Origin of the sequence: Ignatzschineria larvae DSM 13226 (assembly GCF_038500265.1) — a bacterium.
GTDB classification, from domain to species: Bacteria; Pseudomonadota; Gammaproteobacteria; order Cardiobacteriales; family Wohlfahrtiimonadaceae; genus Ignatzschineria; species Ignatzschineria larvae.
The window spans coordinates 1,057,509-1,078,708 of record NZ_CP150637.1 but is presented as its reverse complement, the minus strand read 5'-3'; the positions used below and the strand labels follow the sequence as shown (position 1 = coordinate 1,078,708).

The window sequence follows — 21,200 nt, the reverse complement described above, 5'->3', positions numbered from 1 at the left end:
AGAGTAGTTGCTCTCCCCATTGTGATGACAATGATTTGCACTATTCTCCTGATCATAAAGTATAAAATTCCATGAAGACTAACGAAATACGCCGTAAATTTATCGACTTCTTTGTCAGTAAAGGACATCGAGAAGTTGCTTCTAGTTCTCTACTCCCTGCGAATGATCCGACGCTCCTCTTTACCAATGCCGGTATGAATCAATTTAAAGATTGTTTCCTCGGTTTAGAGAAACGGGATTATAAGACCGCAACCACTGCACAAAAATGTGTCCGTGCAGGCGGTAAGCATAATGACCTCGAAAATGTAGGTTTTACCGCACGTCATCATACTTTTTTTGAGATGCTTGGAAACTTCAGCTTTGGGGATTACTTCAAAGAGAAAGCGATCACTTATGCTTGGGAATTGTTAACAACGGTTTACAATCTACCCGCAGAAAAGCTCCTCGTAACGGTTTATCATACCGATGATGAAGCTTTTGATATTTGGAATAAAGTGATTGGCGTTCCGGCAGAGAAGATTATCCGCATTGGCGATAAAGCCGATGGCGGATCTGATAACTTCTGGCAAATGGGCGATACAGGGCCTTGTGGACCTTGCTCTGAAATTTTCTACGATCATGGCGATCATATCTGGGGCGGCCCTCCGGGATCTGCAGAAGAAGATGGCGATCGCTTTATTGAGATCTGGAATCTTGTCTTCATGCAATTTAATCGAGATGAAGAAGGTACCTTGCATCCATTACCGAATCCATCAATCGATACAGGAATGGGATTAGAGCGTATTTCAGCGATTCTTCAAAAAGTGCATAGTAATTATGAGATCGATCTCTTTGTGAACTTAATTCAAGCCTCTGCTGATGCAGTAGGTATCAAAGATTTAAATAATAATTCACTAAAGGTTTTGAGCGATCATATTCGTTCGGTCTCTTTCTTAATTGCCGATGGCATTTTACCCTCTAATGAGGGTCGAGGCTATGTGCTCCGCCGTATTATTCGCCGAGCGATTCGTCATGGTTATAAGTTAGGCCAAAAAGATCTTTTCTTCTACAAAATTGTACCGGCACTTGTGAAAGAGATGGGGGAAGCCTATCCACAATTAGTCGAGAAACAAGATTTCATTATCGAAACCATCAAAGAAGAAGAGAAACGCTTCTCTACTACACTTGAAAATGGTCTTAAATTATTAGAAGCAGATATTGCGAACCTCAAATCTAAAGAGATTCAAGGCGAAACCATTTTCAAACTCTATGATACTTACGGTTTCCCTGTCGATTTGACCAATGATATTGCACGAGAGCAAGATTTAACGCTCGACATGGCAGGCTTTGAACGCTGTATGGAAGAACAGAGAGAGCGTGCTCGTGCGGCAAGTAACTTTGGTGCAGAAAAACTCCTTAAAATCGATCATCTTACCCAAACAGCATTTAAAGGCTATGAACAAGCAGATAGCGATGCTGAGATTCATGCCATTTTAGTGGGTGGTGAAGAAGTGGATCAGATTCATAATGGTGATGAAGCGATGATTGTCTTAACTGAAACCCCATTTTATGGTGAATCTGGGGGACAAGTGGGCGATACCGGGACTATTAAAGGCGATGGCTTCACGTTCTTAGTGAAAGATACAAAAAAACAGCAAGATATCTTCCTTCATATCGGTGTTGTTACCGAAGGATCAATCTCAAAATCTGCCAAAGTAACGGCAGAAATTGATAATAGTCGCCGTAATTTGATTCGTAAAAATCACTCGGCAACGCATTTATTACATAAAGCATTACAAACATTGCTCGGTAGCCATATTGAACAGAAAGGTTCGTTAGTGACGGATGAGCGTCTACGTTTTGACTTCTCTCACAATAAACCTGTAAGCTTTGCTGAACTGCAAAATGTTGAGCGGATGGTGAATGAAGCAATTCGTCAAAATGACCCTATTCTGATTGAAGAGATGGCGATTGATGATGCAAAAGCGAAAGGCGCGATGGCACTTTTCGGTGAAAAATATGGCGCTCAAGTTCGTGTGGTTGAAATGGGTGGATCGATTGAGCTTTGTGGCGGGACTCATGTGGCAGCAACCGGTGACATCGGCCTCTTCAAAATTACCCAAGAAACCGGGATCGCGGCAGGTGTTCGCCGTATTGAAGCAGTGACTGGCGGGCAAGCAGTGGAAATTATGCTTGAAGAGAGCGCAACACTTCATCATTTAGGTGCGACACTTAAAACAGATAGTGCCCATATTACAAGCCGCGTTGAACAAGCACTTGATGAGAGTAAATCACTTCGTAAAGAGCTTGCACAATTGCAATCGAAACTCGTATTTGCAAATCGTGGGCCGATTTTAGGAAAAGCGGAGGTGATTAATGATGTCAAAGTGATCCTTGCAAAAGTCGATGGCGCTGATAGTCGTTCACTGCGTGAGCTTTGTGACAATCTTCAAGCAGAAACACAAGGCATTACTCTACTCATGAGTGAAGTCGATGGACGTGTTGCGATTGTTGCCGGCGTTGATAAAGCTTTAACCGGTACAATCAAAGCAGGCGAATTACTCAATATTGCAGCGACTATTGTTGGCGGTAAAGGCGGCGGTCGCCCAGATTCAGCGACAGGTGCCGGCAGTAATCCACAAGAAATTCCGCAAGCCTTTAAAGCTGCGGATAGCTGGATTAAAGAGAAACTCGCTTAATCCCCTGATCTGCTAATAATAAGAAGAATAGAAATAAAAACTCAACTACTTATTTCTAGAAGATATAACGAAAGACCCATATTGGACCCATATTACAATATGGGTTCTTTTTTATTGAGTGCCTCCTCTTATTTATAAATAAATATCAGTATCATTAGTAATCTGTATTGCACAAATACTCTTGAAGATTAGCTATCATACTGAGGTTATCTAACCAAATAATCAACCTTACGTTCACTATAGTAATATCGGTTCAAAATAAGCTTATTTAAATGCCTGTGCATCGGTTGTAAGAAGTGAGGAAACTGTTCTATCCGGTATCTTGCAACTGTTGTTTAGTGCGCAGTTTTATGTTCTTTTAAAATCCCACACTGGTTGCTTAAAACTATTTTTCTTAAACCCAATTTACTATACTTCCCCCCGCTTCATTCAAATAAACTTTCCAGATATTCTGTAACTTTTCATACCTTTTGTCTCAATTGAAGTACTTATCATGACTCTCAACACTTCAGTACTTTCAATTCATCAATCGGGAAAATCAATAGATATCGCAACATGAAATAATTAATATTTACTAACCAATTATTTTCATTATCTCTACATGGTAAATAAACTATTTTTTTCGTCATTTTTTGTTATTGCTTTACTGTTATTCTTAATTATTTAATATAGAATGAGGTTAAGAACAAGGTACTACTTCAATAAGACATTAATCCACGCTTGTAGTCGTTTTTATTTTCAATATCCCACAATATAAATCATAACAACACGATTACATTACTAGTGCCATCTATTGGTCTCGTCTAGTGCTAGTGGGTTTACTATATTGATTAACACATTTAGAAGGGGTTCATATGCAAAAGAGTAAACGTAACAAGTACATTATTATTGGCATTATCATTGTTGCATTAATTATTATCGCTAACTTTCTTCTTAATCGCGATCCTGTAGAAGGATTTATCAAAGCCAATGGCCGTATTGAAGTTACACCGCTTGATATTGCCACAAAACTTCCTGGTCGTGTAGATCAGATTCTTGTAGATGAAGGAGATTACGTTGAAGAGGGCCAACTATTAGCAATCATGCAACTTGATTCCTTAGAAGCCCAACTTGCAGAAGCAGAAGCTTATTATGAACAAGCACAACATCAAGCGAATTCTGCTAAAGCGGTCGTTACCGCTCGTGAAAGTGATAAAGTTGCTGCTGAATCAGCTGTTTCTGCTGCAGAAAGTAAACTCTATGCTGCTGAACGTAAACTTAAAAGAATTCAAACGCTCGTGAAAAAAGGGGCCTCTACCGAACAAGAGTTTGATGATCAAGAAGCACTCACCCGAGTTTCCCGTTCTGATGTTGCCACAGCTGAATCTCAAGTTGCCGCCGCCCAAGCTGCGATCGATGCAGCTAAGGCACAATATGTCGCAGCACAGTCACAAGTATCCGCAGCACAGGCGACGATTAATCGTGTAAAAGCGGATATCAAAGATAGCGCCCTCACAGCGCCCGTTACAGGTCGCATTCAATATCGCATCTCCGAACCTTCAGAAGTATTAGGGGCCGGCGGTAAAGTGCTCAATCTTCTTGATCTCTCTAAAGTCTACATGACCTTCTTCGTGCCCACAGAATACACCGGGATGTTAGTAGAAGGTGAAAAAGATGGCACCGAAGTTCGTATCGTGTTAGATGTTGCGCCTGACATGCCGATTCCTGCACGTGTTACCTTTGTATCTCCTGAAGCACAATTTACGCCTAAAACAGTGGAGACTCAAAATGAACGTCAAAAATTGATGTATCGAGTGAAAGCCAAAATTCCACATGAATTACTCGATCGTTATCAAAAATATATTAAGACAGGTGTCACGGGAGAGGCGTATATTCAAACGAACCCAGATAAAAAATGGCCAGCTTTCTTAGAAGGCCCACTTATTGAAGAAGCAGCAGAGCTTACTGCGCCAACGACATCAAATAAATAATAGATCCCTTGTATCTATAATAGGTCTTTAAGTATATGAAAAATTTTGGATTCCAAAATAGGCGCAACTTACCCTACGTTTGTAGTCATTTAAAAAAGGATATTCAACGATGCAGATGAATCAATCCGTAGTTTCTGTACAAGATCTCTCTTTCTATTATGGAGAAAATCAGGCATTAGATAACCTCTCTATTGAGATTCCCCACGGCATTATTACCGGTATGATCGGTCCTGATGGTGTTGGAAAATCTACCCTACTCTCACTCATTGCTGGTGCGCGTAAAATTCAGACGGGCGAAGTGATTGTCCTCGGGGGCGATATGCGTGAAAAATCAGTACGCGATCGTATCTGTCCACGTATCGCCTATATGCCTCAAGGACTTGGGAAAAACCTCTACCCTACACTGTCGGTGGAGGAAAATCTCCAATTCTTCGGACGACTCTTTGGTCATAATGATCAAGAACGCCGACGCAGAATTGATGATCTCACGAAAAGCACTGGTCTCTATAAATTCTTAGATCGCCCTGCAGGGAAACTCTCCGGCGGTATGAAACAGAAACTCGGTCTCTGCTGTGCGCTCATTCATGATCCTGATCTACTGATTCTCGATGAACCGACAACCGGCGTTGACCCCTTAGCCCGTTCACAATTTTGGGATCTGATTAATCGTATTCGTAAAGAGCGCCCTTCAATGAGCGTGATGGTCGCGACAGCCTATATGGATGAAGCCGAGCGTTTCAATTGGTTAGTAGCGATGGATGATGGCAAGATACTCGCTACCGGAACGCCTAAAGAGTTATTAGAGCAAACTAATACAGATAATTTGGAAGCAGCCTTTATTGATCTTCTCCCTGATGAGAAAAAAGAAGGTTACGAGCCCATTATCGTTCCACCGCTTGAACTGACAGAAGATACACCTACCGCAATTAAAGCTGAAGGATTGACCAAGAAATTTGGGGATTTTACCGCTGTTAATCATGTGAGTTTTGAGATTAAAAAAGGGGAAATCTTCGGTTTCTTGGGCTCCAATGGTTGTGGTAAATCCACTACAATGAAGATGTTGACAGGTCTCCTCCCGGTGAGCGAGGGGCAAGCTTGGCTCTTTGGGCAAGAGATCGATTCTGAAGATATTAATACGCGCAAACGTGTTGGCTATATGTCGCAAGCGTTCTCACTCTATAGTGAATTAACGGTGCTTCAAAATTTAGTGCTCCATGCCAAACTCTTTCATGTACCTGCAGATCAAATCGATCATCGTGTTGCAGAAATGGTGCAGCGCTTTGACCTTCAATCGGTATTAGAGAAACTTCCGGATGATATTCCACTTGGAATGCGTCAAAGACTTTCGCTTGCCGTTGCGATGGTACATAAACCTGAATTACTGATTCTAGATGAGCCTACATCGGGCGTTGACCCTATTGCGCGGGATAATTTCTGGCGTTTACTCATCGAGCTTTCTCGTAAAGATGGCGTAACAATCTTCATCTCAACCCACTTTATGAATGAAGCATTGCGCTGTGATCGTATGTCAATGATGCATGCCGGTGAAGTGCTCGATAGTGATACACCTGAAAATCTGATCATTAAACAAGGCACCGATACTTTAGAAGAAGCTTTTATTAAATATCTATTAGATGCTGGTGCCGGTGATGATATCCCTTCTGATGAAGAAGCGAAAGAGACGCGCATTACAGGGGAAATTGATCCTGAAAAAGCCGATCAGGAAGCCGAAGCGAAGCCAAAGCGTTTTAGTATTCAACGGTTACTCAGCTACACTTGGCGAGAAGCGTTAGAGTTACGCCGAGATCCGGTTCGTGCCACATTAGCCCTATTAGGTTCCTTGATCCTGATGGCCACCATTGGCTACGGAATTACCATGGACGTAGAGGATCTACCCTACGCGATTTTAGACCGAGATCAAACTACACTGAGTACAAGCTATGTGAATAATATTGCAGGCTCCCGTTACTTTGTTGAGCAAGATCCTATTTACGATTATGACCAACTTGATGAAAGGATGCGTAGCGCAGAGATCGCATTAGCTATTGAAATTCCTCCTAACTTTGCCCGTGATGTGGCACGAGGCGCACCCGTTGAAATTGGCGTTTGGATTGATGGTGCGATGCCGCAACGCGCCGAGACCATTCGTGGTTATGTACAAGGTATGCATTTAGATTGGCTCAAGAAAGAAGCTAAATATAGTTATGGCATTGAGCTTCCTGAAAATTTCAATATTGAAGTACGTTACCGTTATAATCCTGATGTGAAAAGTTTAGTGGCCATTGTCCCGGCGGTTATTCCGATTATGTTACTTCTTATTCCCGCGATGTTAGCAGCGCTTTCAGTCGTTCGAGAAAAAGAGCTTGGTTCTATTCTTAACCTCTATGTAACGCCGGTCACAAAGCTTGAGTTCTTACTAGGAAAACAGATCCCCTATATCATTGTGGCGATGTTTAACTTTGTTTTGATGATCTTCTTAGCCTTGACGCTTTTTGGCGTGCCGGTTAAAGGGGGATTATTAACGTTAACGCTTGCAGTACTCTTCTTTACAATCTTCTCTACCGGTTTTGGTCTCTTCGCTTCGAGCTTTACAAAGAGTCAAATTGGCGCTATGTTCTTCACGATTATTGGCACTTTGATTCCTTCCATTCAATTTGCCGGGATGCTCAATCCTGTAAGTTCGCTTGAAGGGATGGGACGCATTATTGGAGAACTCTATCCCGCATCACATATGTTAACGATTTCTCGGGGAATCTTTAATAAAGCGCTCTACTTCCAAGATCTACATAGCGAGATCTTTATTCTAATGATAGGTGGACCGCTGATTATTCTCTTCAGTGTTCTTTTACTCAAAAAACAGGATTCTTAAGATGAATAAAACTTATGCACAAAACATCTACAATCTTGGCATTAAAGAGCTATGGAGCTTAATTCGGGATCCTTTCCTCTTAGTGCTCATCGCCTTTACCTTTACGGTATCTGTATATACTGCGGCAACGGCAGTGCCTGATGGTTTACAAAATGCGAGTATCGCTGTGGTTGATGAGGATCGATCAACGCTATCAGAACGAATACAGAGCGCTTTCTATCCGCCTCAATTTACGTTACCTGATAATATTACGCTTGATGAGATGGATATCGGTATGGATAAGGGACAATATACTTTCGTGCTCAATATTCCCCCTTCATTTCAGCAAGATCTCTTAGGAGATCGTACGCCGACGATGCAACTCAATATTGATGCGACCCGTATGACACAAGGCTTTACCGGTAATGTGATTATCACTCAGATTATCAATGGAGAGGTCGGTGAATATATAGCAAGAGAACGGCAAAAACAGAGTCTTCCTGTTAACATCACTGAACGGATGCGTTTTAATCCCAATCTAACTGCGGCTTGGTTTGGTGCGCTTAATGAAGTCATAAACCTGATTACAATGCTCTCAATTATTCTCACAGGGGCAGCAGTCATCCGAGAGCGAGAACGAGGAACCATTGAGCATCTCTTAGTAATGCCTTTAACGCCTTTTGAGATTATGCTCTCAAAAGTTTGGTCTATGGGCCTTGTGGTACTGATTGCAGCCTCCTTATCATTAGTCTTTGTTGTACAAGGTTGGCTTAAGGTTCCGGTGGAAGGCTCAGTAGGACTCTTCGTCTTTGGTGCAGCACTTAATCTCTTTGCCACCACATCTATCGGGATCTATCTAGCAACCCTAGCACGTAATATGCCACAATTTGGGATGTTGCTACTCTTGGTACTCGTCCCGCTTCAAATGTTATCGGGGGGTATGACGGCAAGAGAGAGTATGCCGGAACTTATTCAAAATATTATGCTCATAGCGCCAACGACACACTTTATCGAACTTGGTAAAGCGATTCTCTTTAGAGGTGCGGGAATTTCGATTGTTTGGCCACAGATGCTCTATCTGCTCATTATCGGAAGCGCCTTCTTCTATTTTGCACATCGTCGATTTAGAGCGACCATTGGGCAGATGGCATAGGCAATATGAACAACTATATTTAAAAAGAGGAAGACTCATATGAATTGAGCTTCCTCTTTATTCTTTTTTGGTAGCCATATAAAATCAATTCATAAACAGTGAATTACTATACAACTACACCTTATAAAAGTATTGACAAATTCTATATCTTATTTTAGCGCTGAGCTTTTAGCGCGCTACATATCCACCATCTACCAACAAAGAAATGCCATTAATAAAACTAGCTCTATTACTTGCTAAAAATAGCACCGCATCTGCCACCTCTTCGGCACGCCCTAATCGACCAATAGGATGTAGTTTTACTAATTCTTCTTTTGCTTCAATAGGAAGATCTTTTAAAAGCGGTGTATCGATATATCCAGGAGAAACTGCATTCACACGAATTCCCTTACTTGCATAATCAATAGCTAATTATTGTGTCAGTAATTTAACAGCTCCTTTTGTAGTCGCATACCCAGTAATTCGTTCCTTCCCGACCCAACTATGAATTGAACCACAATTCACAATAATTCCAGATTGATCTTGTTGAATCCAATATTCGATCGCGAGTTTATCTAGCGTAAAGACAGCATTAAGATTAATATCAATACAACGATCCCAATCGGCAAAGGGTAATTCACCAGCGGGACGATTATGATCTGTTGCAATACCAGCATTAGCAAAGATAATATCCAGACCTCCAAATTTTTTCACTGTAAAATCAATCAACGTTTGATTTTGTAGACGATCCGTCACATCAATTTTAAAAAATAGAGATTGATACCCTTGCTGATTCAACGTATTACTCAATGTTTGCCCTGTATCACTCAAGTCGGCAATGATAACCTTCGCACCTTCTTGACAAAATGCCTTAACAGTTGCCTCTCCAATACCACTTGCACCACCTGTAACGATAACAATTTTATCTTTAAATTCCATATAAGCTCCCTCAAATATCAATAGTTGATATCTTCATAGTAACAGCTTTATATTAAGTTATTGATTTTATTTATATAATAAAAACATAAAAACAACTTTAACAATAAAATTTTTTAGGACTATATGCTTTTAACTCGGCAATGATAGACATAAGCAGGAGGAAAATTTTTCAAGACATATGCCCGTTCCCAATTAAAGTAACGAGAGAGTACTTTCTCCATCTTCTGTGTATATTGAAATAGAATAAAACTTCCACCCGTTTCCTCTAGTACGCGCATGACAGATCGTAAGATGCGTAACGAAAGGCGCAGGGGAAGAGAGAGAAAAGGCAGACAAGAGAAGATCACATTAAAAGGTTGATTGAGATTTTCCGCTGAAACCTTACAAATTTCTAGCCGAGTATCCTTTAAATTATCAAGACATGAAAAAAAATGAGGGTTGATCTCATAGGCAAAAAGCTTTGAATCGATCGGCATTGCTCTGAGAATATGTTTAGTTAGCACCCCATCGCCAGCACCGAGTTCTGCTATTTTCAGATCTTGTTGATGCCAATTGATTTGCGCAACCATTGCCTTACAGAGCGCGGGAGATGAGGGGATAAGGGTTCCTACACTACGAGGAGAGCTGATAAAGCTATTGAGATATGTTAAATGTTTTTTATAATCAAGTGCCATTGCACATTTCCTTCCATGATTAGTGTGCAGATTATAACAAATTTCTACATCTTTCTCTTAGTAATTCAGAAGTAATTCAAAAATTTAAATTTTATTGCAATTGCAACTTCCAATCTACAAGCCTCCTGTTCAGACCATCAATAGATCATTGATGATATTTCAACAATATGACCAAAGAATCTAGAATATCTCAGAGCTTCCACTATAAATAGTTCTTTTTATGCAATAAAGAGAAATGATAAAAAAACAATAATAAACTGTATTTTCAATAGATTAGGTGGAAATTAGATAGAAATACTCACAAAGCGCTAAAACAAGCGCACTTATATCCCTTGATTATGGTAGATAAAGCCTTATGTAGTTAAGACGTAGTTTCTATTTTGAATTTATGGCATGATAGTGCCATCATACCAATTCAAGATTCAAATTAGATTTAAGACTAAAATTAATACTAACTAATTAACTAATTAACTAATTAACTAATTTAGTGATACATATACATAATTAATATTCCACAATGATTCATACAAAGGAGTTTATTCCATGACAGAAGCATTTCGTATTGAAAAAGACACTATGGGCGAGATGAAGGTTCCGAGCAATCAACTATGGGGCGCACAAACCCAACGTTCATTGCAAAATTTCCGTATCTCTAATGAGAAGATGCCTAAAGCCTTAATTGAAGCCCTTGCCATCGTCAAGCGTTCAGCGGCAAAAGTGAATATGGATCTTGGTAATCTTGATCCTAAAAAAGCAGAAGCGATTATTGCAGCTGCAGATGAAGTATTAGCCGGCAGACATGATACCGAATTCCCGCTCTCTCTTTGGCAGACGGGCTCTGGCACTCAGACCAATATGAATATGAATGAAGTATTAGCTAATCGTGCTAGTGAGATCTTAGGGGGCGTTCGTGGTGAAGAGCGTTTGGTGCATCCTAATGATGATGTTAATAAAGCACAAAGCTCTAATGATACCTTCCCAACAGCGATGCATATCGCTGCAGTATTAGAAATTAAACGTCTTCTTATCCCTATGTTAACGCGCCTACAAACAACCCTCGGCGAAAAAGCGATTGCATTTAGAGAAATTGTCAAAATTGGTCGTACCCATTTGCAAGATGCAACACCGCTCACACTCGGTCAAGAGATCTCTGGTTGGGAATCAATGCTTGCCCATAGCTTAAAACATATCGATCGTTCACTCTTCCATCTCTATGAATTAGCACTCGGCGGTACTGCGGTAGGTACAGGTCTCAATACGCATCCTGAATATGCTGTACGCGTTGCTAAAGAGATTGCCGATTATACCAAAGAGCCTTTCGTGACCGCACCAAACAAATTTGAAGCATTAGCCACCACTGATGCGATTGTTCAAGCGCATGGCGCACTGAAAGGTTTAGCTGCTTCTCTGAACAAAATCGCCAATGATGTTCGTTGGTTAGCGTCAGGCCCTCGTTCAGGCATTGGTGAAATCACGATCCCTGAAAATGAGCCAGGAAGCTCTATTATGCCAGGAAAAGTCAACCCTACTCAATCAGAAGCATTAACAATGGCATGTGCGCAAGTTTTTGGTAATGATGTCGCTATTAATATCGGCGGCGCTTCCGGTAACTTTGAGCTCAATGTCTTCCGCCCAATGATTATCAATAATTTCCTACAATCTGTCCGTATTTTAGGCGGCGGTATGGAGAGCTTTAACGATCATTGTGCTGTGGGTATTGAGCCTAATCAAGCGCGTATCACTGAGCTTGTGAATAATTCGCTGATGCTTGTCACTGCTTTAAATACTCATATCGGCTACGATAAAGCCGCAAAAATCGCCAAAAATGCCCATGCAAAAGGTATTACGCTCAAAGAATCAGCACTTGAGTTAGGTTTCTTGACTGCTGAAGAATTTGACCAATGGGTTGTTCCTTCTGAAATGGTTGGATCATTACATATTGCGACAAAATAGAACTCGATTAAAACTCACTTTAAATCGAGTCTCATCATAAGCGCTTAATCATTAAAGCTATCCATTAAAGCTATCGAATTTGCTATTCGGTAGCTTTTTTATAGCTAGACCTTCCTATAATGAACATTGACGATTCATCACATAACTTAAAGGCTTGTCATTGTTCTACCGAAGTGATATATCTCTCTAAAGTTATCTTTATTTTCTCGATAACGATTAAAATTGCGGATTCAAATTACGACAATATCGTCATCGTTGAATAAAAACTGAATAGAGACTAAATAAAAATCCTAACAATAATTAAAAGTGTAACCATAACCACCGATTTATCCGAGCAATTGATTATTATCTAAATATTGTAAATATTGAAAACCATCAAAACTCAATTCCCATAGACAAGGCTCTGTGCGGTTTCTTTCTGTTTCCAATTTTTTAGATATTGATAATCGCTCAATAGGCTTCTAGCCTGTTAAATAATAGTTATAAAGGAGTAATTCATGCTTGACCCCATTTTAACAACACAACAACTACCGAATGTTTCATCTTCTACATTTTTTCCAATCATCGGACAAACCTATTTAGAAGATGAAGCTGTTGTGTTACAGCGTTTACAATCATCACTTTCTTTAAGTGCTGATGAGACACAGAAGATTTATGATCGCACCTTTAAAACCATTGAAAAAATTCGTAATCAGCCAGATATTGAGAGCTCTCTCGATGCCTTATTGCGAGAATATAATCTCTCTACGCAAGAGGGACTAGTGCTGATGTGTTTAGCTGAAGCCTATCTCCGTATTCCCGATAAGGCCTCAGCAGATGCCTTTATCAAAGATAAAATCGCCGGGATTAATTGGGAAAAGCATCGCGGAAAAAGTGATAAATCTTTAGTGAACTTTGCTACTTGGGGCTTAATTCTGACGGGTAATATTATCGATACCGATGAAAGTAGCGGTATTTTAAAGAAGATGACAAATAAGTTTAGCGAACCCTTTATTCGTAAAGCTGTTTATCAGGCAATGAAAGTCATGGGGAAACAGTTCGTGCTTGGTGAAACGATTGAATCAGCCCTTAAAAATGGCCGTAAACTACGGGAATCAGGTTATACCTACACCTTTGATATGCTCGGTGAAGCGGCGTTAACTGAAGCCGATGCAGCACGTTACTTTGAAGATTATCGGGCCGCCCTTCTTGCGGTAGGTGGTGAAAAAGCACTTCCGAATAGCCCTAAACCCTCGCTCTCCATTAAACTCTCCGCCCTACATTCTCGCTACAATGTGGCCAATCAAGATCTCGTGATGACAGAGCTCTATGAGCGCGTAAAATCATTAGCCCTCTTAGGCGTTGAAAAAGAGGTACAGATCAGTATTGATGCGGAAGAAGCAGATCGTTTAGAACTCTCACTGCAACTCTTTGCTAAATTATTAGAAGTGGACGCAATCCGCAATTGGGGCGGATTAGGATTAGTGATTCAAGGTTATGCTAAACATGCACTCCCTACGCTGATTTGGATTACCCTATTCGCTAAAGAGATAAATGCAACAATTCCGGTTCGACTGGTAAAAGGCGCTTATTGGGATACGGAGATCAAAGATTCTCAAGTGCGTGGGCTCAATAACTTCCCTGTCTTTACGCGCAAAGAGAATACCGATATCTCCTATTTAGCCTGTGCACAATATCTCCTATCTCCGCTTGCTCAAGGTGCAATCAAGCCACAATTTGCCACGCACAATGCCCAAACGGTCAATGCAATTTTAACGCTCTCTGAACATTTTCAAAATAAAGATTTCGAATTCCAACGACTTCATGGCATGGGGGAAGCTCTCTACAATGAAATTATTGCCCAATCAGGACAAGTCGTGAGAATCTATGCCCCCGTCGGTAAACATCATGACCTTCTCCCTTATCTTGTTAGACGCTTATTAGAGAATGGTGCTAACTCCTCATTTGTGAATCAACTTGTTGACCCAGAAGTGCCCATTGAACTGCTTGCTACCAATCCGATTACGCAAGTAGCACAATATGAGAGTATTAAAAACCCGGTAGTGATCTACTCCGACAATCTCTATGGCCAGAGAAAGAATTCTCGAGGACTCAATAGTAATATCTCCTCTACGTGGGAGCCTTTTGCCAAAGATTATGATCATTGGCTTGAAAAGAGTTGGACTGCAGCACCCATTATTAATGGTATTACCCTCAAAAATGAAACGGGAAAAAATGATACAACCACGCATTCAACAATCATTTCTCAACTCTCTCCTACGGACCTTAAACGTATTGTCGGTGAAGTGCGATTTGCCAATGAAACGGAAGTGAAAAATGCCATTGAGCAGCTTGATGAAGCCTGGTTTGAGTGGAATCAACAGGGCTTCGATAAGCGCGCCACCATTTTAGAGAAAATGGCAGATCTCTTAGAGGAGAATCGTGCAGAACTGATTGCCCTTTGTAGCTTAGAAGCTGGAAAAACGATCCAAGATGGAGTTGATGAAGTGCGAGAGGCAGCCGATTTTTGCCGATACTATGCAATGGAGGCCCGTAAATATGCCGATGAAGTGATCTTTAAAAGTGCCACAGGTGAACGCAATAGCTTCCTCTATAGCGGTAAAGGTGTTATCGCCTGTATTAGTCCTTGGAACTTCCCACTCGCAATCTTTTTAGGGCAAATTAGTGCAGCGCTTGTGACCGGTAATACCGTATTAGCAAAGCCAGCAGAGACGACTTCACTGATTGCTTATCGTGCCATTGAACTATTCTTTGAAGCAGGATTACCGAAAAATGTAATCGCACTAATCCCCGGTGAGGGCAAAGTATTAGGAGATCTTATTACCCAAGATCCACGGGTTGTGGGCGTCTGTTTTACGGGTTCCACGGCAACAGCAAAACGAATTAATCTCAATCTTGCAGAAAGAGAGGGGGCGATTCCTATGCTCATTGCCGAAACAGGCGGACAAAATGTGATGCTTGTGGACTCAACCGCACTTCCTGAACAAGTGGTCAAGGATACCTTACAATCTGCTTTTGTCAGTGCAGGTCAACGATGCTCTGCGCTTCGAGTCCTCTATTTACAAGAAGAGATTGCGGATCGAATTATTGAGCTACTCAAAGGTGCTCTTGCCGATTATGTAGTAGGTCTACCCTTTGATCGTAAAACAGATGTAAGCTGTGTCATTGATCAGGCGGCACAAAAACGACTCTTGAATCATATTGAGACATTAAAATCAGCGGGGAAATTGATTACTCAAGCTCCCCTTAATCCAGAATTAACCGGCTATTTTGTACCCCCTACGGTATTTGAAATCGAAGCAATTAGTGACCTTACCCAAGAACATTTTGGCCCTATTCTTCACATTATCCGCTATAATCGTGCGGATTTGCCACAAATCATCACAGAAGTGAATCGAAGTGGCTATGGTTTAACGATGGGGATCCATACCCGTAACGATACTTTAGTGGAAGAGATTATTACTTATGCAAGGGTGGGCAACTTTTATGTCAATCGTAATCAGGTAGGAGCTGTTGTCGGCGTACAACCGTTTGGAGGTTTAGGCTTATCAGGAACAGGTCCGAATTATCTGCACCGTTTTATGAATGAGCATTCAATCTCAGTCAATACTGCTGCCATTGGGGGCGATGCCACATTGATGAGCCAATCTAGTCAACAATAATAATTGATCGCAAGTTGCTTGACTCATCAATTGATAATAAAGCATCACGTAATCAATCAAATTCCTCTAAGTGCATAAGAGAACGCTATCAATCTTTGCACTTAGAGGATTCAATTATCTTTTACTCAAGCATCACTACTACAAAACTGTTACTCAATGATCAATGAGATTCTGAATGCAGACTCTAAATATAGACCTTGAATACAAGTATGGGAATATTCTGTAATCTACGAATTTCGATGATCTATTGTCAAAAGCAGTCATAAGAATGGAATAACCATCTCTCAAAAAGGAGTCTTTATGGGTTTTTTACAACCAATACATATTACATTTTTTATCTATATTCTCGCGATGCTCGGCATCGGTTTCTACGCTTACCATTCCACTAAAAACCTCTCAGACTATATTCTCGGAGGGCGAAGTTTAGGCAGTGTTGTTACTGCCCTTTCAGCCGGCGCATCGGATATGAGTGGTTGGTTACTAATGGGATTACCGGGTGCCATCTTTATCGCCGGTATTTCAGAATCGTGGATTGCGATCGGCTTACTCTTAGGGGCTTATCTTAACTGGTTATTTGTTGCCGGCAGATTGCGTCTCTTTACAGAAAAGGCGAATGATGCTCTAACACTCCCCGATTATTTCCATGGCCGATTTGAAGATAAGCAGAAGCTTCTGAAAATCTTCTCTGCCCTAATTATCCTTTTCTTCTTCATCATCTACTGTGCTTCAGGGGTTGTTGCTAGTGCGCGTCTTTTTGAATCGACTTTTAATATGGATTACGATATCGCACTCTGGGTCGGTGCCTTTGCAACAATTGCCTATGTTTTTATTGGTGGATTCTTAGCAGTGAGCTGGACTGATACTGTACAAGCGACTTTGATGATTTTTGCACTGCTGTTAGTCCCTACGATCGTGATTCTTAAAATGGGCGATTATGGTTCATTAGATGTCATGAACACCATTGAAGTGATTCATAATGCCAGCCCTGATCACTTAAACTTCACCCATGGTTTAACCTGGATTGCCATTGTTTCGCTACTTGCTTGGGGATTAGGTTACTGTGGTCAACCCCATATTCTGGTCCGTTTTATGGCCGCTGATTCCATCAAAACGATTCCAAGTGCGCGGCGTATCTCTATTACGTGGATGGCGCTTTGCCTCTTAGGGGCGGTATTAGTGGGCTTCTTTGGATATGGCTATTTCCTTGAACATCCTGAGCAAGGCATCAATGTAATTGGTGGTATGACTAGCACTGGTGAAGTCATCAAAGGCAATCCTGAATCTGTCTTTATGGAGCTTGCAAAAGTGTTACTCAATCCTTGGATTGCAGGAATCGTATTATCTGGTGTCTTAGCGGCTGTTATGAGTACTTTAAGCTGTCAATTACTTGTCTCCTCGAGCGCATTAACTGAAGACCTCTATAAAGGCTTTTTCCGTCCTAAAGCTTCTGATAAAGAGCTTGTATGGATTGGTCGTTTGATGGTTTTCATCGTAGCAATTATCTCAATTTGGATTGCGTATGATCCGGATAGTAAAGTCTTAAGCCTTGTTTCTTACGCTTGGGCGGGCTTTGGTGCGGCATTTGGGCCTGTGGTTGTCTTCTCAATCTTCTGGAAGCGCACCTCTCGCAATGGCGCACTATTAGGCATGATTACCGGCGCACTCACCGTCATTATCTTCCCGAAAATTAAAGTCTGGTTAGCCGCTTCTCAAGGTGTAGATGTTTCAGTGATTGCAGAGCAATATCCGCTCTTAACTCTCTATGAAATTTTACCAGGCTTCTTATTAGCCTCTATGGTGCTTGTGATTGTGAGCCTTTTCAGTAAAGCATCCTCTTCAATGGAGAAGAACTTTACAGATGCGCATTCTGAATACAAGTCATTGATGAAAGCAAAGTCATAAAATAAATCTAATATGAATCTAATATGAATCTAATGATATTCTGAACCTAATCATAAAGATAGATTCTCAAAACGATACAATGCGCTTTTGCGAACTATGGCAGAAGCGCATTTTTGTTGCTGTCATCTCTATTTCTATTCCAACTTTTTACATGATCCCATTGATTTTATGAAAATAGTGCCTATTCTTTAAGGTTATATTTGATTCGTTATATTCGATTCATTAAATCTATTCATTAAATCTTTACTATCATCTTTTATAGGAGAACTATGCCTCGTATTCCCTTAATGAGCCAAATAAAAACCAAATTACAAAACCTAGGTATGAAAATGCTTAGAAACCGTTCATCACGCCGGAAAAGTGGGCAATTGCTTGCGCTGATTCCGGTAACACTTTGGTTGACTATTCACTCGCCCATTATCGGACAGGTCTCTTTCCTTAGCCTACTCCTCACGATTCCTATCGCTTTTATCTTACTGAGTATGCTCTTTAATGCCTTTTTAATGTCACTTAAACGAACATTAATACAGGTACAGAAAGATGAAGCCTCCCCAATTCTCAAAAAGCTCGTTACGCGCCCAAGCCTCTTCATATTAGTGATTATCACGAGCCCAATGGTATTGATCTTATCGTTACTTTTTATCGATCTGATCTCTTTTATCGCCCAAGTACCGCCGGCAAAACTCTATGCAGGGGAATATACCTTCCTAACCTCGCTCTACTTTGGTACTTTCGCAGTGTTAGGATTTAGTGTCTCTGCTTATGTCGCTTCTGTCCGTCATCGCTCTCTACGTCAATCAGAAAAGCATCTTGAATATACACAGCAAAAAGATCGTGAAAGCGAAGTTGACCGCCGGATGTTAGAGGGGATTAAACTATTAGGCGATAAAAATGAGTCAGTACGATTAGGCGGAATCTATATTCTTTGGGAGATTGTCAAAGATGCGGCAAAAGCGCTGCCTTATCTCAATCCTCGTAACCATTATGTCTATTACTATCGCTATAAAGATTACCCGATTATCCCTTATCGCACCGATAAACCACTGCCGGCTTCAGAGCTCAAAGGACAACGCCGGTTAAAGGAACACTATCTACGCCGAAATCCTGCAGATCAATCGCAGATTAAAGCCTATCTCAAAGCTTTTTCCCTCTATGAACAGGTACTTAGTATTCTCTGTGGTCATATTCGTACGCTCACTAATAGCGAAGAGTATCTCTTAACCTACTATCCTTCGATTGCGAAATTGCGTTTTCCCCGGGCGTATGCCGAGCGCTATGATGATGATTCTCGGATTATTCGCAAAAAAGAAGAAGAGCCCGGCAATGAGATTGCGATTCTCTTTCGCCTCTTGAGTAAAAAAGAGTATTCTCACGATAAACCCCTTGTACGCGCCTTGAACTTTAAGATGAATTTAGCAAGTTCCATTCTCAAAGGGATTTATAGTGATCATGCAGATCTCTCTTATGCGAATCTTCGTAATGTCAATTTTACCCACGCGCGCTTAAACTATGTCACCTTTGATTATAGTAGTTGTATTCATGCGAATTTTAATTCTGCCATTCTTAACATCTCCAGTTTTACCATGGCGGATTGTAACTCTGCATCCTTTATCAATGCCCAAATTACCAATACGACCTTTAAATATGCTAACTGTATTCGGGCAAACTTTACCCATATTTTCCATAAAGCCTATTTCTACGGCACGACCATGCTTCATACTCGCTTTAGCTATGATGATTTTATTAAAGGTCGTATTGAATTTCTCGGCATTAATGGGCTTCCCGGCTTTGCTAATTGCACAAGCCTTGAGCGAGAAGCGGTGATTGAGCTGATTAAAGAGGATCGAAAAACTCAAGAGATTCAGAAACGGATCTACCTTAATCCCAATAATACCGAGAGTTTGCAATCCATTCCGGAGCTTTATGAGCAATATCAAACTCAACTTCTCCAGCCTGCGTGGCGGATTCCGATTGCAGAGGCCAAACAAGCCCATGAGACCTTGATGCGAAGTGGATCGAGTCAACAACCCGGCGAAACCTATAGCGGTCATCGAAGCTTAGAGCAGATCAAAACGCGGGATAATCTCGCTGTCTTCTATCGGATGTTTAAAGAGAAAAATCGGAACTATCAAGCCTTTTACGAATCCTTAAACCCTAAAGAGAAATGTTTAGTCGTGCGAATGTTCTCAGACTTTGATCAATCGAAAAAACGAGATGATCAAATGCAAAAGAGTCAACAGATTGTGAAAACTGCCTGCGGTGAAGAGACATTGGAAATGGTACAAAATTCCTATCGCAACTGTATCAGCAATAATGTTACCAACAACAATAAACCCGTAAATAGTGAGAACGACAAAGAATAATACAGAATCACTAAGAATAGTTATCGCATCGCCGGAACGAATGATCCCGTTCTTACCACTATCGTGCGCCGGCAAATAAGGCATTTTCAACCTAGAAATTAATGATTACTCAACTGCGGGCGCGGGATTGCTCTGGACTTGCAAACATTCCCTCCCGCCGGGAATCAGCTTTTCTGTAGAATCCTCAATCAACTATCTTACAAATTGATAAGTCAAAATTGCGGCGGCAATGGCGACATTGAGAGATTCTGCTTCGCCAAGCATTGGGATTTTAACGCGCTCTGAGGCCATTGCTTGTAACTGGAGATCAACCCCATTCCCCTCATTTCCCATCACTATGGCGACTTTTGAGGGTTGAGTGAGCTCCGAGTAAAAACTTGCTTCCTCTAACGTGGTCACCCAAGAACAATATCCAATTTGATGCAGCTTTGGTAATAACTCAGGTAAAGAAGCCGTTAAAATCGGCAATTGAAAGAGCGCCCCTTGTGTGGCTCGAATCGTCTTGTCATTGTAGAGATCAGCGGTGCCTTCCCCAAGAATCACGCCGGCAAAACCCGCAGCTTCAGCCGTACGAATCATTGTTCCCACATTGCCGGGATCTTGTACTTGATCAAGCAGTAAGAGATGCGGCAATGCGCGCGTTTTAGCAGATGATGCTGAAGATGAGAGCTGATGTAGAAAATCCGCCATCAATAACGGTGCCTTTGCTATCACCGCCATAATTCCTTGAGGCGTCATCGTTTGTGAGAGCGATTGCAAAATACTCGGTGTTACCTCTAAAAGCTCCAAAGTGGATTCCAGCTCATCTGTTTCTGCACTGACCTCGATTGCTGTGACCATCGCCTCTAAGCTTGCTCGGTTCTCCGTGGAAAGATCGGTGGCGTAGATAATGGTTGTAATCATCGCACGATGTTTAATCGCCTCTTCCACAAGATGAAAACCTTCAATCAGGAATAACCCACTTTGATCCCGATAACGTTTCTGTCCTAATTTTTTCAGGTGCTTCATTCGGTCATTCGTTACCGAGGAAATCTCTCGCTTAATGATCTTTTGTCCCATTTTTTTCATCTCTTCTCTTT

The 21,200-nt window shown here is 41.2% G+C and carries 10 protein-coding genes and 1 pseudogene; 8 read left to right on the top strand and 3 right to left on the bottom strand.

The genetic code is table 11. The features are described from left to right. Positions 1-71 precede the first annotated feature (71 nt). The 4 genes from alaS (at position 72) to WMO13_RS04555 (ending at position 8,649) form a co-directional block, all read left to right on the top strand. Complete coding sequence (alaS, locus tag WMO13_RS04570) at positions 72-2,678, top strand: alanine--tRNA ligase (RefSeq protein ID WP_026878087.1); 2,607 nt, start codon at positions 72-74, stop codon at positions 2,676-2,678. A gap of 854 nt (positions 2,679-3,532) precedes the next feature. Beyond that, positions 3,533-4,648 carry an HlyD family secretion protein gene (locus WMO13_RS04565; protein ID WP_026878088.1) on the top strand — a complete coding sequence of 372 codons (1,116 nt, stop codon included), beginning with the start codon at positions 3,533-3,535 and terminating at the stop codon, positions 4,646-4,648. A 115-nt stretch (positions 4,649-4,763) separates the two neighbouring features. Then, positions 4,764-7,517, top strand: coding sequence for a ribosome-associated ATPase/putative transporter RbbA (gene rbbA / locus WMO13_RS04560; RefSeq protein ID WP_026878089.1), 2,754 nt, complete (start codon positions 4,764-4,766; stop codon positions 7,515-7,517). Between the two features lies 1 nt (position 7,518). Then, complete coding sequence (locus WMO13_RS04555; RefSeq protein WP_026878090.1) at positions 7,519-8,649, top strand: ABC transporter permease; 1,131 nt, start codon at positions 7,519-7,521, stop codon at positions 8,647-8,649. A 168-nt stretch (positions 8,650-8,817) separates the two neighbouring features. Here the strand turns inward: WMO13_RS04555 and WMO13_RS04550 are convergent. Continuing rightward, positions 8,818-9,567, bottom strand: a pseudogene (locus tag WMO13_RS04550) (SDR family NAD(P)-dependent oxidoreductase). 119 nt (positions 9,568-9,686) lie between these two features. Continuing rightward, a complete protein-coding gene (locus tag WMO13_RS04545; RefSeq protein ID WP_026878091.1) occupies positions 9,687-10,241 on the bottom strand; it encodes a class I SAM-dependent methyltransferase in 555 nt (184 codons plus the stop codon). Between the two features lie 543 nt (positions 10,242-10,784). Here WMO13_RS04545 and fumC point away from each other — a divergent pair. The 4 genes from fumC to WMO13_RS04525 all read left to right on the top strand — a co-directional run bounded on the left by fumC (position 10,785) and on the right by WMO13_RS04525 (position 20,121). Continuing rightward, positions 10,785-12,194: a class II fumarate hydratase gene (gene fumC, locus WMO13_RS04540; protein WP_026878092.1), complete on the top strand. Its 1,410-nt coding sequence runs from the start codon at positions 10,785-10,787 to the stop codon at positions 12,192-12,194. A gap of 497 nt (positions 12,195-12,691) precedes the next feature. Then, entirely contained in the window at positions 12,692-15,856 is a 3,165-nt protein-coding gene (gene putA, locus WMO13_RS04535) for a bifunctional proline dehydrogenase/L-glutamate gamma-semialdehyde dehydrogenase PutA (RefSeq protein WP_026878093.1), read from the top strand. A 300-nt stretch (positions 15,857-16,156) separates the two neighbouring features. Further along, positions 16,157-17,758: a sodium/proline symporter PutP gene (putP, locus tag WMO13_RS04530; RefSeq protein ID WP_026878094.1), complete on the top strand. Its 1,602-nt coding sequence runs from the start codon at positions 16,157-16,159 to the stop codon at positions 17,756-17,758. A gap of 269 nt (positions 17,759-18,027) precedes the next feature. Next, positions 18,028-20,121, top strand: coding sequence for a pentapeptide repeat-containing protein (locus WMO13_RS04525; protein ID WP_026878095.1), 2,094 nt, complete (start codon positions 18,028-18,030; stop codon positions 20,119-20,121). Between the two features lie 192 nt (positions 20,122-20,313). Here the strand turns inward: WMO13_RS04525 and WMO13_RS04520 are convergent, their stop codons facing one another. Then, a complete protein-coding gene (locus WMO13_RS04520) occupies positions 20,314-21,189 on the bottom strand; it encodes a TrmH family RNA methyltransferase (protein ID WP_051396009.1) in 876 nt (291 codons plus the stop codon). Positions 21,190-21,200 lie beyond the last annotated feature (11 nt).

Coding starts and splice junctions, on each gene's coding strand:
- alaS (WP_026878087.1), top strand. CDS start 72: ATGAAGACTAACGAAATACGCCGTAAATTTATCGACTTCTTTGTCAGT.
- WMO13_RS04565 (WP_026878088.1), top strand. CDS start 3,533: ATGCAAAAGAGTAAACGTAACAAGTACATTATTATTGGCATTATCATT.
- rbbA (WP_026878089.1), top strand. CDS start 4,764: ATGAATCAATCCGTAGTTTCTGTACAAGATCTCTCTTTCTATTATGGA.
- WMO13_RS04555 (WP_026878090.1), top strand. CDS start 7,519: ATGAATAAAACTTATGCACAAAACATCTACAATCTTGGCATTAAAGAG.
- WMO13_RS04545 (WP_026878091.1), bottom strand. CDS start 10,241: ATGGCACTTGATTATAAAAAACATTTAACATATCTCAATAGCTTTATC.
- fumC (WP_026878092.1), top strand. CDS start 10,785: ATGACAGAAGCATTTCGTATTGAAAAAGACACTATGGGCGAGATGAAG.
- putA (WP_026878093.1), top strand. CDS start 12,692: ATGCTTGACCCCATTTTAACAACACAACAACTACCGAATGTTTCATCT.
- putP (WP_026878094.1), top strand. CDS start 16,157: ATGGGTTTTTTACAACCAATACATATTACATTTTTTATCTATATTCTC.
- WMO13_RS04525 (WP_026878095.1), top strand. CDS start 18,028: ATGCCTCGTATTCCCTTAATGAGCCAAATAAAAACCAAATTACAAAAC.
- WMO13_RS04520 (WP_051396009.1), bottom strand. CDS start 21,189: ATGAAAAAAATGGGACAAAAGATCATTAAGCGAGAGATTTCCTCGGTA.